The sequence below is a fragment of the Luteococcus sp. Sow4_B9 genome (genome assembly GCF_052116585.1).
GTDB lineage: Bacteria > Actinomycetota > Actinomycetes > Propionibacteriales > Propionibacteriaceae > Luteococcus.
Genome location: NZ_JBQKKT010000023.1, coordinates 32,561 through 46,627, shown reverse-complemented (window position 1 = coordinate 46,627; position 14,067 = coordinate 32,561). Strand labels below are relative to the sequence as shown.

12 protein-coding genes are annotated in these 14,067 nt (G+C 66.7%); 8 read left to right on the top strand and 4 right to left on the bottom strand.

Annotation, left to right across the window (positions count from 1 at the left end; all coding sequences use genetic code 11):
- Positions 1-153 precede the first annotated feature (153 nt).
- Positions 154-1,536: a M1 family metallopeptidase gene (locus ACTQ49_RS12535; RefSeq protein ID WP_441828173.1), complete on the top strand. Its 1,383-nt coding sequence runs from the start codon at positions 154-156 to the stop codon at positions 1,534-1,536.
- A gap of 33 nt (positions 1,537-1,569) precedes the next feature.
- Here ACTQ49_RS12535 and ACTQ49_RS12530 read toward each other — a convergent pair whose 3' ends face one another.
- Together ACTQ49_RS12530 and pulA are read right to left on the bottom strand one after the other, a co-directional pair.
- Positions 1,570-2,139 (bottom strand): 4'-phosphopantetheinyl transferase family protein, encoded by a 570-nt coding sequence (locus ACTQ49_RS12530; protein WP_441828172.1) that lies wholly within the window; start codon positions 2,137-2,139, stop codon positions 1,570-1,572.
- A complete protein-coding gene (gene pulA, locus ACTQ49_RS12525; RefSeq protein ID WP_441828171.1) occupies positions 2,136-4,868 on the bottom strand; it encodes a pullulanase-type alpha-1,6-glucosidase in 2,733 nt (910 codons plus the stop codon). The genes ACTQ49_RS12530 and pulA overlap by 4 nt, the downstream gene beginning before the upstream one ends.
- Before the next feature lie 174 nt (positions 4,869-5,042).
- On the opposite strand from pulA, the gene dapB reads away from it, so the two are divergent.
- Positions 5,043-5,783, top strand: coding sequence for a 4-hydroxy-tetrahydrodipicolinate reductase (dapB, locus tag ACTQ49_RS12520; protein ID WP_441828170.1), 741 nt, complete (start codon positions 5,043-5,045; stop codon positions 5,781-5,783).
- A 152-nt stretch (positions 5,784-5,935) separates the two neighbouring features.
- Here the strand turns inward: dapB and ACTQ49_RS12515 are convergent, their stop codons facing one another.
- Positions 5,936-6,571: a GNAT family N-acetyltransferase gene (locus ACTQ49_RS12515; RefSeq protein ID WP_441828169.1), complete on the bottom strand. Its 636-nt coding sequence runs from the start codon at positions 6,569-6,571 to the stop codon at positions 5,936-5,938.
- 380 nt (positions 6,572-6,951) lie between these two features.
- Between ACTQ49_RS12515 and ACTQ49_RS12510 the strand changes: the two genes are divergently transcribed.
- The 3 genes from ACTQ49_RS12510 to ACTQ49_RS12500 all read left to right on the top strand — a co-directional run bounded on the left by ACTQ49_RS12510 (position 6,952) and on the right by ACTQ49_RS12500 (position 11,402).
- On the top strand, positions 6,952-8,637 hold the full coding sequence (locus ACTQ49_RS12510) for a ribonuclease J (protein WP_441828168.1): 1,686 nt from the start codon (positions 6,952-6,954) through the stop codon (positions 8,635-8,637).
- A gap of 183 nt (positions 8,638-8,820) precedes the next feature.
- Complete coding sequence (gene rpmB / locus ACTQ49_RS12505) at positions 8,821-9,009, top strand: 50S ribosomal protein L28 (protein WP_420175613.1); 189 nt, start codon at positions 8,821-8,823, stop codon at positions 9,007-9,009.
- Between the two features lie 173 nt (positions 9,010-9,182).
- A complete protein-coding gene (locus tag ACTQ49_RS12500; RefSeq protein ID WP_441828167.1) occupies positions 9,183-11,402 on the top strand; it encodes an ATP-dependent DNA helicase RecG in 2,220 nt (739 codons plus the stop codon).
- A gap of 146 nt (positions 11,403-11,548) precedes the next feature.
- Here ACTQ49_RS12500 and ACTQ49_RS12495 read toward each other — a convergent pair whose 3' ends face one another.
- Positions 11,549-11,965 (bottom strand): pyridoxamine 5'-phosphate oxidase family protein, encoded by a 417-nt coding sequence (locus ACTQ49_RS12495; protein WP_441828166.1) that lies wholly within the window; start codon positions 11,963-11,965, stop codon positions 11,549-11,551.
- Between the two features lie 209 nt (positions 11,966-12,174).
- Here ACTQ49_RS12495 and ACTQ49_RS12490 point away from each other — a divergent pair, with 209 nt between their 5' ends.
- The 3 genes from ACTQ49_RS12490 to coaD are packed head-to-tail and all read left to right on the top strand — an operon-like array spanning position 12,175 to position 14,067.
- Positions 12,175-12,972 (top strand): trimeric intracellular cation channel family protein, encoded by a 798-nt coding sequence (locus ACTQ49_RS12490; protein WP_441828165.1) that lies wholly within the window; start codon positions 12,175-12,177, stop codon positions 12,970-12,972.
- An 11-nt stretch (positions 12,973-12,983) separates the two neighbouring features.
- Positions 12,984-13,568, top strand: a complete 585-nt coding sequence (locus ACTQ49_RS12485) for an RsmD family RNA methyltransferase (RefSeq protein ID WP_441828164.1) — start codon at positions 12,984-12,986, stop codon at positions 13,566-13,568.
- Entirely contained in the window at positions 13,558-14,067 is a 510-nt protein-coding gene (coaD, locus tag ACTQ49_RS12480) for a pantetheine-phosphate adenylyltransferase (protein ID WP_441828163.1), read from the top strand. The genes ACTQ49_RS12485 and coaD overlap by 11 nt, the downstream gene beginning before the upstream one ends.

Here is a 14,067-nt window from a genome sequence, read left to right as displayed (position 1 = left end):
GCCTTCGTCAACGGCTGGAACGACCGCTGCCACCCCTTCATCTGGACCAAGACCGCCGACGAAATCCTCGCCAAAGCCAACCGTCCAACAACTTCACACACGGGGCACTAGGCTGTCGGGGACCATTCCCCGGCCCACTGGAGGAGTTCCTCGATGTCCCTGCCCGACCCCTATCTGCCCGGGCACGGCGACACCCGCTACCGGGTGCGCCACTACGACCTGCAGCTCGACTACAAGGTGACCACCAACCGCCTCGACGAGGTGGCGGTGCTCACCGTCGTGCCCAGCAGGGAACTCGACAAGGTGGAGCTGGACCTGGTGGGTCTGAAGGCATCCAAGGTTCTGGTCGACGGCAGGAAGACCCGCTACCGGCAGCGAGATCGCAAGCTGGTGGTAGAGGTGGGCAAGCGGGATGCCGGTGAGGAGCTGACCATCAGCGTCACGTGTGCTGGCAAGCCCGCTCCGGTGCCGGGAATCCACGGTGCCGCCGGCTGGGAAGAGCTGACCGACGGCGTCGCAGTCGGTTCGCAGCCCTATGGCGCTCCCGGTTGGTTCCCGTGCAATGACGACGCGGCGGACAAGGCGACCTACCGCATCCACCTGGTGGTTGCGCCCAGCTACCACGTCGTGGCCAACGGAACCCTGACCGAACACGAGGTCCGTGGCGGGACGGGTCGCTGGACCTATGTGATGGACCGGCCGATGTCGCCATACCTGGCCACCGTGCAGATGGGCCAGTACGCGGTGGATCGACGTCGAGGCGTCGTGCCGGTGGAGGTGGTTCACCCCGGACGCCTCAAGGCGGGCAAGGGCACGGCCTTTGAACGTCAGGCGGAGATGGTCGAGGTCTTCAGCGAGCTCTTCGGGCCCTACCCCTTTGCGGAGTACCGAGCCGTCATCGTCGACGACGACATGGAGATCCCGCTGGAGGCCCAGGGGCTGAGCTCCTTCGGCCGGAACTTCATCCCGCCCACCTGGCAGAATGAGCGTCTCGTGGCGCATGAGCTCGCCCACCAGTGGTTCGGCAACAGCGTCACCGCCCAGCAACTCGCCGACATCTGGCTGCACGAGGGCTTCGCCTGCTACAGCGAATGGCTCTGGTCTGATCACCGTGCGTCGAGTGGCGACGGGGTGGACGTCCAGGAGCAGGCCGCCCGCCACCATCGCGAACTGACCCGCAAGCCCCAGGATCTGGTGCTGTGCGATCCCGGGATGCCCGACATGTTCGACGACCGGGTCTACAAGCGCGGCGCCCTCACCCTGCACGCGGTGCGGGCCTGTCTGGGCGATGAACGCTTCTTCCAGATGCTGCGGGCCTGGACCACCGAGAATGCCGGCGGGATCGTGACCACCGAGCAGTTCATCCAGCACTGCCTGCGCTTCGTCCCGGAGGACGGCTTCGAGCTGGCCACGGTGCTGGACGCGTGGTTGCGGCGGCCGGAGGTGCCGGCCCTGCCGGTCGTGGACCCACAGGCCACCCGCAGCGTCCTGCAGAAGGTCGCGGACTCGATCACCAGCAAGCTGGGTCTGGGCTGATCCTGGGGATGCGCGCCCCAGGGGTTGGGGTGGTCACCGCCTACTCGCACCGTCGTCGTCCCAGACCTGCACACGGGGTTCGCTCTCGTCGACGACGGCTACGCTGCACACCCAGTCGTCCCCCAGGACATGCGGTGGGAGGTCCACCACCTGCGTGACGCGGCTGGCCAGGGTGAGGGGGGAGCGGTCCACGCGCACCGACGTGGGGTCCACGTCGAGCCCGACGCCATGTGACTTGAGAACCGCCTCGGTGCGCACCCACAGACGCGTCCGGTCGCCCGCCCCCATCTCCTCCGGGTGCAGCGCGACGCCGTCGAATCCGTCGAAGTCGGCCGCGCCGGCCGCCTCCAGATCGATGCCGACAGCAGCCTCCAGACACACGGCTACCACGCACCGACGGTTGTCACGGTCACGAGCCAGGGAGACGTGCACCGGTCCAGACGGCCCCACCACCACAGGCCGGCCGTGCTCGCTGCTGCCGCAGCGGGGGCACGCGTGCTGGAGCCGCTCTGGGGCGCTGCCCGTGACCCATCGCACCAGACCCAGCAGCCGCTCGGGCGCGTCGTCCGCTGGGCCGGTGGCGATCCAGACCCGTGCTGTCACCGCAGGTGGTTGAAGACTGCGACCGTGCGGGCCGGCACCTCGAAACCCATGTGGTCGAAGCGCGACTCGCAGGTGGACCGGTCGGTGCCCTTGCAATGCAGTGGCGAGAGGACCACCTTTTGCCCAGAGACCTCGGGCAACACCTGGCGCACCGGGTGCGGGGTGGCATTGAAGACCACGACCAGGCCCGCCAGATCGGGATCGATCGGGTCCGTGCGGTCGTCGATGTGCATCAGGATGACCCCGGGTACGGCGCCTGGGGTGCCGGACAGGGGGAAAGTCACCTTCTGCCGGATGAGTTCGGCACTGCCCAGGCGGAAGAGGGGCGTTGAGCGGCGCAGCTTCAGCAGGGTCCTGGCCTGCTCGGAGGCCAGCTCGACGTCCTTGGCTGAAGGCTTGAGGGAAGGGTCGGCCAGAAGCGGGCGCAGCCAGGGCCAGCGGGTCATGTTGTCGTCCGCGGGCGGCAGACCGTGTCCGAATCCGTTGTCCCGACCCGTCCAGTCGAGCCGGTTGAACCAGTCACCGGAGTTGTAGGAATTTCGGTCCAGTGACTTGCTGCGCAGCAGGTCGGTTCCCGCGTGCCACAGGAAGGGAGCCTGGCCAAGGGCAACGGTGGCCAGACACAATGTGTTCATCCGGATCCGGGCGGCCATGTCGAGCTCCGGGGGGAGCTTCATGGTCAACGCATCCCACAGGGTCTCGTTGTCATGGGCGTCGACGTAGTTGATGACATCGCTTGGTTCCGCCGCATAGCCGGCAGGCCTGCCGTTGTAGTCGATCTCGTCGCCACGACGGATCACCCCGTCGGTGCACTGCAGCTCGAAGTCGCGCAGGTTGCCAGCCAGCCCCAGCATCACGAGGTCCGTGTCATGTGCGAGCTGCCGTTCCGGCTCGCGATTGCACGGGGCGCCGTTGTGGTCGCCGGCCAGCCCACTGCCGAAACCCTGCCGGCGCGGATCCTCGTCGAAGGGACGGCCACCACGCACGGCATCGCGAAGGCGATCATTGAAGGTGCCGATGCCGGTCCCCTCGAGCTGCCCCTGGACCGCCTGGGTGAACAGGGCATTGTCGGCCACCTCGCCGAAGTTCCAGCCCTCCCCGTAGAGGTAGACGTCCTGGCCGTCGACGCCGTCGCGGTCCAGGGTGAGCTCGTCGAGGGCGTGCCGGACACGCGCCATGTTGCGCGTGCTGGAGTGGCCCATCAGGTCGAAGCGGAAGCCGTCGATGTGGTAGTCGCGCGCCCAGCGGACCACCATGTCCACCATCAGCTTCTCGGTCATCAGGCGTTCGGTGGCCACATTGTTGCCGGCGGCCGATCCCTCGGTGCTCCCGGTGGCGTCGAGCCGGTGGTGGTATCCGGGAACGATGCGGTCCAGCACGCTGTGCGGGTCCTGGCCGGAGGCGGAGGTGTGGGTGAAGACCTGGTCCAGCACCACGCGCAGCCCCAGCCCGTGCAGCGCCTGCACCATGCACCGGAACTCCTTCACCCGGTGGGCCCCGTCGGCCATCTCCGGCGTCGAGGCATAGGAGCCCTCCGGGACACCCCAGTGCCACGGGTCATAGCCCCAGTTGAAGGCATCGTGTGAGGCGGTGCGGGCGATCAGCCGTTGCTGCTCGTGGCTGTCGGGTGGGAAGGAGGCCAGTAGAGACTGGTCCGGCTGGGCCGCGGCGCCGTGCTCCGGGACGCTGGTCAGGTCGAAGCAGGGGAGCAAGTGAACGGAGTTGAGGCCGCTGCGGGCCAGTCGTCGCAGGTGGCGGGTGCCGTTGCCGTCGGTGGTGAAGGCCAGGTAGCTGCCGCGAAGATGTTCGGGGACGGACTCGTCGCTGGCGGAGAAGTCGCGCACGTGCAACTCGTAGACGGCGGCGTCCACCAGTCCGTGCAGGCGCGGACCCGCGGATTCGGCCCAGTTCTCGGGCGTCCACGCGGGATCGGCCAGGTCGACGATGACCGAGTGTCTGGAATCAACCGTGAGTCCGGCGGCATAGGGGTCGGTGACCAGATTGGTCTCCATCCGGCGGGTGACGGGGGAGTAGACCACCACCTCGTAGAGATAGCGGGCCCCCACCAGGTCGGCGTCGATCCCGCCCTTCCAGGTGCCAGAGGCGGTGCGCATCATCTGGCGACGGTCCGCACGGTCCAACGGAGGGTTGTTGCCGGCCTGTTCTGGCCAGGTCAAGAGGCTGACGCGCTGGGCAGTAGGGGCCCACACGGCGAATCGAATGCGCCGACCGTCCAGGCGGGCACCGAAGTCCTCCTGCCGGGCCTCCTGGGCGTAGAGGTCATCCAGCACCGGGCCGAGTTGCACGCCGGTCAGGACGGTCAGGACGCCTTGGCTGCGTCGTGCCAGCAGAACCTGACCCGTGAGCATCTCGGGCACGCTGCGCTGCCATCGTTCGGCGAGCTCCAGGGCCAGGTGCTGTGCTGCAGCGGGATTGCGTGCAGCCTGGTCGGCTCCAAGGCCGGATTCCTGCACCCGCAGCTCGATCACGCAGAGGTCGGGTGCCCACAGGTGGGAGTCCTCGACGCGGATCGCTGCCGTGGGAGACCAGAGCAACAGCCACTGGGTGGAGGCCGGCAGCTGCCAGCCGTGCGGGCCCGGCGTGCGGTCGTCGAGGTCGAGGGGGACGGTGATGGTCCCCCGGTCGATCCAGATCGCGCGTGCCCCGTCGACCTCGAGATCGGGGGAGCACGTCTGGCGGACATCTGCATGAGCGTCATGGGCGGCCACGGCCACACCCTATCCGGTGTGCTCTGCGCGGAGCTCTGGGCCGTCCAGCTCCATGTTGTCGCTGGACGTTAACCCCGGATTCCTCGTCTTTTGCCACAATGGCCACAAGTCCGGCCCGCAAGGTGGTCGGGCTCCTCTGATGCCCTTGCGGCATCCAACCATCGAGGAGATGACGTGACGCGAGTTGCTGTGTTCGGGGCGAATGGCCGGATGGGTGGCGAGGTGTGCCGCGCGGTGCAGATGGCGCCCGGACTGGAGCTCGTCGCGGCGGTGGACGTCGGTGACCCCCATGTGGAGGCGGAGCGCGCCGACGTGGTGGTGGACTTCACCCACCCTGATTCCGTGATGGAGAACCTGAAGTGGTGCATCGACCATGGCAAGCATGCGGTGGTGGGCACCACCGGCTTCACCGATGAGCGGCTGGAGACCCTGCGTGGTTGGCTGGGCGAGAAGCCCGAGGTTGGCGTCATCATTGCCTCGAACTTCTCGATCGGGGCGGTGCTGATGATGCACTTCGCCAAGCAGGCGGCGAAGTACTACCCGAGCGTGGAGATCATCGAGCTGCACCACCCCCAGAAGGCGGACGCCCCCTCCGGCACCGCCGGGACGACGGCCGGCATGATCGCCGAGGCGCGTGCCGCTGCAGGGCTGGACGAGGTTCCCGATGACACCACGATCGACCCAGACGGTGCCCGTGGCGCCGTGGTGGACGGGGTGCACGTGCATTCTGTGCGCCTGCAGGGCCTCATCGCACACCAGGAGGTGCTCTTCGGTCAGGACGGCGAGACGCTCACCATCCGGCACGACTCGATGAACCGCGCCTCCTACATGCCGGGCGTCGTCACGGCGGTGGCAGCTGTTGCAGACCACCCGGGCCTGACGTTGGGAATCGAGAGCATTCTGGGGCTCGAGTGATGTTGCGTGAGCATCCTGGGGCTCGAGTGAGGCTGCGTGAGCATCCTGGGTTCGAGTGACGTCTGTCATCGAGCCCGTGGCAGGCAGGACAGCGGGCCCGGCACCCACAAGGGGTGCCGGGCCCGATTCTGAATGCCGGTGTGTGGGCGGGGTCAGTTGCCGTCCACTGTGCTGATGTCCGTGTGCAGGCGGATCTGCTTGACCCGGAGGACTCCATCGGGGGTGCCGATCTCGCGGTGCGCGCCGTCGGGACCCCAGCCGCTCTCGGTCAGCCACTGGCGCAAGTCATCGTCGGTGCTGCGGACCCACCAGGTGGCGCGCTGGTAGCCGTCGGCCTGCATGGTGGCCACGGCCGCGTGCATCAGGCGGTCCTCGTGGCCCTGTCCAGTGAGCAGCGGATCGATGCAGAATTCGGCCACCAAGGAGTCCGTCGGATCGGCGTCGGGGTCATCGCTGGGGCCGATCGCCGCGAAACCACAGACCTTGGTGCGTTGGCGCGTGGATCCGGGTTCGTCCGCTGGCTCTGCCTGTCCGTAGGTCTGGGTGGCCACCAGAACCCGGAAGTGCGCGTGGGGAGCACGGGTGATGGCCTGGTGCCACAGCTGGGCCATCTGGTCGGCGTCCACCTCGTCCAGCATGCGCCGCTCAAGGTCATCCCGGGCCCAGACGCGACGCTGGATCTCCGTGATCTGGAGGGCCTCGGCCGGCATGGCGAGGCGCACGCTGGGGACCGTCTGGTCGCGGGGTGGTTGTGGGTCGGACAGTGCGTCCTGCTCGGGTCCTGACATGGGGCCATCCTAGGGCCGGGATGGCACAGGGCTACCACCAAGACCCATCTGCGGCCATGGCAAGGCAAGAAAAGCAAGCGAAATTTGACAGTTAACGTGTGACAAACATCACACAAAATCAAGTTCTAAACTTTCGAGTCCTGTGAAACACTGTTAATGCGTTGGAGATGCCCGAACCCCCGAGCGGACATCTCCAACGCCCTTGCTTTTCGGGGTGCATGTCCATGCGCCCTCTTCGATGGGTGGGGGCGTTGTCGAGTTGCCCTGGCGGGTTCCATGGATCTGTCCTGTGCGGATGGTACTGGGTAGCGGCTCCGTGCAGGGATGACCAGCAGTCGCGTCCATCCCCCGGTGGACGCGGCGGCACTAGGCTGGCCATCGTGACGACACAGGTGACGCCCCCGCCCCCCATCGCCCCCGGAGTTCTGCGAGTCACGCCACTGGGTGGCCTGGGTGACGTGGGTCGAAACATGGCGTGCCTCGAGATCAACGGCGAGATCCTGTTGGTGGATTGCGGTGTCCTCTTCCCGGAGGACGACCATCCAGGCGTCGATCTCATCCTTCCGGCCCTGGATCACCTCAACGACAGACTCGACGACATCGTTGGCCTCGTCCTCACTCACGGGCACGAGGACCACATCGGAGCAGTGCCCTACCTGTTGCGACGTCGTAGTGACATCCCGATCTGGGGTTCTCGGCTGACGTTGGCCCTGGTGGAGGCCAAGATCCGCGAGCACCGGATCCGCGGCACGGACCTTCAGGAGGTGGCCGAGGGGGATCGGGCGAAGGTGAGTCAGTACTTCGACCTGGAATTCCTTGCGGTCAACCATTCCATTCCGGATGCCCTGGCGGTGTGCATCAGGACGCAAGCCGGCACGGTCCTGCACACTGGTGACTTCAAGATGGACCAGCTTCCCCTCGATGGGCGGATCACGGACCTGCGCGGTTTTGGCCGTCTGGGTGAGGAGGGTGTTGACCTGTTCATGGTTGACTCCACCAATGCCGAAGTGCCCGGCTTCACGACGCCGGAGAAGGACATCGTGCCGGCTCTGGAGCGGGTCTTCGCCAGTGCAGAGAAGAAGCTCGTCGTGGCCTGCTTCGCATCCCACGTGCATCGGGTCCAACAGGTGATGGACCTGGCCGTCCAGCACGGTCGCAAGGTGGTCTACGTGGGGAGATCCATGGTCCGCAACATGTCCGTGGCCCGTGATCTGGGTTACCTCCGGGTGCCAGGGGACACCCTGATCGAGCTCAAGGACATCGACAACCACCGCGACGACCAAGTGGTGGTGATTTCCACGGGTTCCCAGGGGGAGCCTCTCAGCGCCCTGAGCAGGATCGCCAATCGAGAGCATCCGGTCATCGAGCTGGGGGAGCACGACACCGTGGTGCTGGCCTCCAGCCTCATTCCTGGCAATGAGAATGCGGTCTACCGGGTGATCAACGGGCTCACCAGGCTGGGCGCCACGGTGGTGCACAAGGGCAATGCCCTGGTCCATGTCTCCGGGCATGCAAGTGCCGGGGAGTTGCTCTACTGCTACAACGTGATCCGGCCGCGCAATGTGATGCCGGTCCATGGTGAGGTGCGCCACCTGGTGGCCAATGCCAAGCTGGCCCGAGCCACTGGCATTCCGCAGGAGAACGTGGTCGTGGTGGAGGACGGCGATGTCGTGGAGCTGCGCGACGGTCGGGTATCCGTCGTCGGCTCGGTGGACGCCTCCTACATCTTCGTCGACGGTTCGACGGTGGGGGAGATCGGCCAGGATGAACTGACCGACCGCAAGATCCTGGGTGAGGAGGGCTTCATCTCCGTGGTCGCCGCGGTGGACCTCCGAGGTGCCGCCGTGGTCTCCGGCCCCGACATCCATGCGCGTGGTTTCAGCGACGACGATGCTGTGTTCGACGCGATCCGGCAGCAGATCGAAACGGAACTCACCCAGGCACTGCGGGATGGTGTGGATGACACCCACCGGCTACAGCAGGTCATCCGACGAGCCATTGGACGTTGGGTCTCGACGAATCATCGGCGGCGTCCCATGATCGTTCCCGTCGTGGTGGCCATCTGACGCATCGTGGCGACCATCGGGGGCGCAGGTGCCGGGATGGGTGGTGACCCTGACGGCTGGAGGAAGCGGTGCGGGTCCCTCGTTTGTGATGCTGGCACCTGGGGGGCTATCATTTTCGGGTTGCCCTTTTGGGCTCGCCGGGGCCAGGCCCCACATCTGATCCATCTATCGAGGAGTACTCCAATGGCTGCCGTGTGCGATGTCTGCGCCAAGGGCCCGGGCTTCGGCCACAACGTGCCGTGGTCGAAGAAGAAGACCAACCGTCGTTGGAACCCGAACATCCAGCGCGTTCGCGCTCTGGTGAACGGGGCGCCGAAGCGTGTCAACGTCTGCACCTCCTGCCTCAAGGCCGGCAAGGTCGTCTCGCGCTGACCCTTCCCGGCTCCGGCCGGAAATCGGGCCATTGGTCCAGCTGGACTTCTGACAAGGCCGCCGAGCAGTGCTCGGCGGCCTTGTCGTTGTCCATGTCAGCTCGTCTGCCCACGCTGGGCCGTACGGCCCCCGTCCCCAGACAAGTGTCAGGGCCCACTTGTAGGCTCGACGACGTGGCTCCCTGGAATCCCCAATGGCGTACCGACACCTTTGCCGAACTGAATCGGCCGCTGTCACAGGTGGTGGGCGCCCCGACGGCGAAGATCCTGTCCACCCGGTTGCGGCTGAACACCGTGGGTGACCTGATGCGTCACCTGCCGCGTCGCTACCTGTCGGGCACTGAGAACTCCTCGCTGGCGGATCTTCCCGTCGGCGAGGACGTGGCGGTGATGGCCATGGTGGATCAGGTGCGTCAGGCGGGAAGCCCTCCCCGCCGACGGCTGGAGGTGACCCTGACGGACGGTTCGGGCACCCTGGGCGTGACCTTCTTCGGCAAGCAGCACATGGTGGACTACTGGCACAAGCAGCTCGCCAAGGGCAGTCGGGGGATCTTCGTCGGCAAGGTTGGAACCTTCATGGACCGGCCGCAACTGACCCATCCAGACTTCGTGATCATCGACGAGTCCGGCAAGGTGATCGGCAAGGCCAACCAGAAGGCCATGGTGCAGCAGGTCTCCCGATCCGGCCTGGTCGGGATCTACCCAGCCACGGCCAAGATGCCCACGTGGGAAATTGGCGAGACGGTCCAGCTGGTGCACGCGCAGATGGGGATCCAGGGCGAGCCCCTTCCCTCCTGGGTCCTCCAGGAGGAGGGGTTGATGGGCTTCGACGAAGCCCTCGTCCAGGCCCACCAACCGGTCTCCCGCGAGCATGCGCAGGCCGCTGCTGATCGGCTGCTCTTCGACGAGGCGCTCCAGATGCAGCTGACGATGGCCTATCGGCGTCATGACAATGCCCATTTCCGAGCTGCACCGTTGGCAGGGGTCGAGGGCGGCCTGCTGGACGCCTTCGACCAGCGGCTCCCATTCACCCTGACCGAGGGGCAGCGACAGGTGGGGGACGAAGTCTTCGCAGCCATGTCCACATCGAGTCCCATGCAGCGTCTGTTGCAGGGCGAGGTCGGCTCGGGCAAGACACTGGTCGCCCTGCGCGCCATGCTGCGGGCCGTTGACTCGGGCAAGCAGGCAGTGCTCCTGGCGCCCACCGAGGTTCTGGCCACCCAGCACCTGGAATCGATCAAGGCGCAACTGGGAGACCTGGTCGCCGGGCGCACGCTGGGGGCACCCGAGGGGGCCACCGAGATCGTTCTTCTCACCGGATCGATGTCCGCGGTGGCGCGGCGCAATGCGATGCTCAAGATCGCCAGCGGTGAGGCGGGCCTGGTGGTCGGCACCCATGCCCTGCTGGGCGACAAGGTGAGTTTCGCAGACTTGGGGCTGGTCATCGTGGATGAGCAGCATCGTTTCGGTGTCGAGCAGCGGGCCGTGTTGAACCAGAAGGCAGAGATGCGCCCCCACGTCCTGGTGATGACCGCCACGCCCATCCCACGCTCGGTGGCCATGACCGTCTTCGGTGATCTGGAGGTGTCGACGCTGTCGGAACTGCCTGCCGGGAGGCAGGAGGTCCAGACCAACCTGGTGAGCGCGACGGTCCATCCCACCTGGGTGGATCGTGCCTGGGAGCGCATCCGGGAGGAGGTCGCCGAAGGCAGGCAGGCCTTCGTCGTGTGTCCCCGGATCGACGCCAAGGACGCCGACGCCTTCGTCTCCGAGGACTCCCTACCGCCCAGCGCCACGGTGACGGATCTGACCGAGGACCTGCGTCACGGCGCGCTCGCCGGGGTGAGGGTGGAGTCCCTGCACGGGCGGATGCCCAGCGATGAGAAGGACGACGTGATGAGGCGCTTTGCCGCTGGCGAAGTGGACGTGTTGGTCGCCACCACTGTGATCGAGGTGGGCGTCGATGTGCCCAATGCCACCGTGATGGTCGTGATGGATGCCGACCGTTTCGGCGTGAGTCAATTGCACCAGCTGCGGGGTCGGATTGGACGAGGGGGCAATGCCGGTTTGTGCCTCCTGGTCACCTCGGCGGCGCCGGAGTCCACGGCGATGCAGCGTCTGCGCGCCGTGGAAGCAACCAGGGACGGCTTCCAGCTGGCCGAGCTTGACCTGGCCCAGCGAAGGGAAGGCAATGTGCTCGGTGCGAGCCAGTCTGGTGGACGCAGCGCCCTGCGCCTGTTGCGTGTCATCGAGCACGCGGATCTGATCGCCCACTGCCGCGATGTCGCGGAACGCCTGGTGGCGGAGGACCCGGACCGGGTGAATCCCTACCTGGCTGACATGGTGACCCAAACGGAGCTCTTGGCGGCCGGGGAGTGGTTGGAGAAGGCCTGACAGGAGGGGGAGCTCCTCGGATCTCCTCCAACAGCGCGCGGGGGGGGGGGGGGGGGGGGGGGGGGGGGGGGGGGGGGGGGGGGGGGGGCGGCGGGGGGGGCCCAGCGGGGCGGCGCCCCCCCCCGCGGGGTGGGAAGTGGGAGTGTTCAGTCCTCTTCGGGGCCGAACCAGAAGCTGCGGCCGCTCAGGGTGTCGGGCGTCACGCGCACGAAGTGGCTCTTGCGGGTCGGCACCCAGGGCATGAGCGGCATCTTCTCTGCCAGGGCCAACTCGTCGACGGAGGTGATCTCCTCCGCGGTGCCCTTGATCAGGATGCTCCAGCCTCCGTCTTCGGTCCAGCCGTCCACCTCGAAGGCCACGTGGGCATTGTCCGTGAGTTCCTGCAGCTTGGAGCCGGAAGCCGTGCGGAAGACGATCGACTGTCCATCCACGCAGAAGTTGATCGGGAAGATCTCCGGCTGGCCATCGCGAGCGGTCGCCAGACGGCCGACCTCCTGGCTCGCGAGGTAACCCCAGCAGGTGTCCTCGGAAATGTCGGTCATCGGGGTGTCCTTGTCAGCCATGTGGCCATTGTGGCCCACCCGTGTTTGGGCGGACGCCCCGCCCCTCGTTTGTGGGACGGTGTGCAGGGCGAGCTGTTCCCGACGGGCGAATGGTCTGCTGCCCGGCAGAGCCCGGCTGGGACGGTCAGCTACTTGGCGGGCCCGGTTAGGGTGGTCTGCCGTCGCGCCTGCCAGAGGTGGGTGCGGCGTCAGGAGAAGGGATCGAGTGCATGTTGCTGACCTGGCTGTGGATCATCGGGGTCACCGCCGAAGGGATGACCGGAGCTCTCGCGGCGGGCCGCGAGCGGATGGATCTGTTCGGCGTCGTCATGGTGGCGCTCGTGACGGCAATGGGTGGCGGATCGCTGCGTGATGTCCTGTTGGGCAACTACCCCCTGACCTGGGTGGAGAATCCGCAGTACGTCCTGATGGTGGTCGGAGCCGCGATCCTCACGGTCTCCATCGCCCAGCTCATGAAGTACTTCAGGCCGCTCTTTCTCATGCTCGACGCGCTGGGTCTGGTCGTCTTTTCGATCCTCGGTGCGCAGACCGCCCTCGCCATGGACCTCGGCGTCATCATCGCGGTCGTGGGTGCGGTCGTGACCGGCGTCTCCGGGGGAATCATGCGAGACCTGCTGTGTGACCGGATTCCGCTGGTCTTCCGTCAGGAACTCTATGCATCAGTATCTGTCCTCGTCGCACTGGGATATGTCGGGATGCTCACGGCCGGGGTGGCCGACGGGGTTGCCGTCGTGATCGCACTGGTGGGCGGATTTGTCCTGCGGGTCCTGGCCCTGAGATTCCGGTGGGAGCTGCCCGTCTTCCACTACGAGGAGTCCTATGTGGACAACCGGCGGGCCCTGCGTCGGGCGCTGCGGCGCCTGCGCAACCGCACCGAACCGGGCTCCTCGCGGCACGCTGCTGGCTCCGGGGTTGGGGATGCCGTGGATCTCGATGACGTGGATGACGAGCCGTCTGGGGATGACGAGCCGTCTGGCGCCTCCGAGGCGCCGGGGCCAGCACAGTAGGGTTGGGCGCCATGAGCAGGATCATCGCGGGAAGTGCCGGGGGCATGCGTCTGCAGGCGCCAACCGGCGAGAGGACCCGGCCCACCACGGACCGGGTTCGGGAAGCCCTGTTCAGCACTCTCGCGACGTGGAATGGCAACTCCGACGCGGGGGCGGACGAACACCTTGCCGGCATCGCCTTCTGCGACCTGTTCGCAGGCTCTGGGGGAGTGGGCCTGGAAGCCGCGAGTCGGGGAGCGGCGCCGGTGGTGCTCGTCGAGCACGACCAGCCGACCGTCCGGCTGGTCAAGGCCAATGCCGCGCGGACGCGGTTGCACGTGGAGGTTGTCGCGGCCCAGGTGGACAGTTTCCTGCAGCGTGAAGGCAGATCTTTCGACGTGATCTGGCTCGACCCCCCGTATCCCTTCACGAATGAGCAGATCAGCCACACCCTGGAGCTTGCTCTGACGAGGCTGGTGCACAACGGACTGCTGGTCCTGGAACGCAGCGCCCGCAGCGGTGTGCCGGATTTTCCCGAGGGGACAGAACACTGGGCCCGCAGCTACGGTGAGACCACACTGCACTTCTGCCAGCGAGAGGCCAATGATGACCACTGACCGCACCGGTCGCCACATCAAGGCGATCGTCCCCGGCTCCTTCGACCCGATCACCAAGGGCCACCTGGACGTCATCGAACGGGCCACCAAGGTCTTCGACGAGGTGCTGGTGGCAGTCGGGCGCAATTCGCAGAAGAAGAGTCAGATGTTCGACGCCCAGGAGCGCGTCGAGCTGGTGGAGGGGGCGGTCGCCCACCTGCCCGGGGTGGGAGTTGGCATCATCGACGGTCTGCTCGTGGACTACGCCCGTGCGCAGGGCTGCGAGGTGATCGTCAAGGGCCTACGATTCGCCTCCGATTTCGACTACGAGCTCCAGATGGCCCACATCAACACACACGTCAGCGGGATCGAGACCATCTTCCTGCCGGCCGGTGGTCCCTACGCCACCATCTCCTCGACGATGATGCGGGAGATCGCTGCCTATGGCGGCGACGTCAGCGAGTTCGTCACGCCGAATGTGGCCCAGGCCATCGCCCGCAAGGTTGCGCAGGCCACGTAG

Coding starts and splice junctions, on each gene's coding strand:
- ACTQ49_RS12515 (WP_441828169.1), bottom strand. CDS start 6,571: ATGTCAGGACCCGAGCAGGACGCACTGTCCGACCCACAACCACCCCGC.
- coaD (WP_441828163.1), top strand. CDS start 13,558: ATGACCACTGACCGCACCGGTCGCCACATCAAGGCGATCGTCCCCGGC.
- ACTQ49_RS12490 (WP_441828165.1), top strand. CDS start 12,175: ATGTTGCTGACCTGGCTGTGGATCATCGGGGTCACCGCCGAAGGGATG.
- ACTQ49_RS12535 (WP_441828173.1), top strand. CDS start 154: ATGTCCCTGCCCGACCCCTATCTGCCCGGGCACGGCGACACCCGCTAC.
- ACTQ49_RS12485 (WP_441828164.1), top strand. CDS start 12,984: ATGAGCAGGATCATCGCGGGAAGTGCCGGGGGCATGCGTCTGCAGGCG.
- ACTQ49_RS12495 (WP_441828166.1), bottom strand. CDS start 11,965: ATGGCTGACAAGGACACCCCGATGACCGACATTTCCGAGGACACCTGC.
- rpmB (WP_420175613.1), top strand. CDS start 8,821: ATGGCTGCCGTGTGCGATGTCTGCGCCAAGGGCCCGGGCTTCGGCCAC.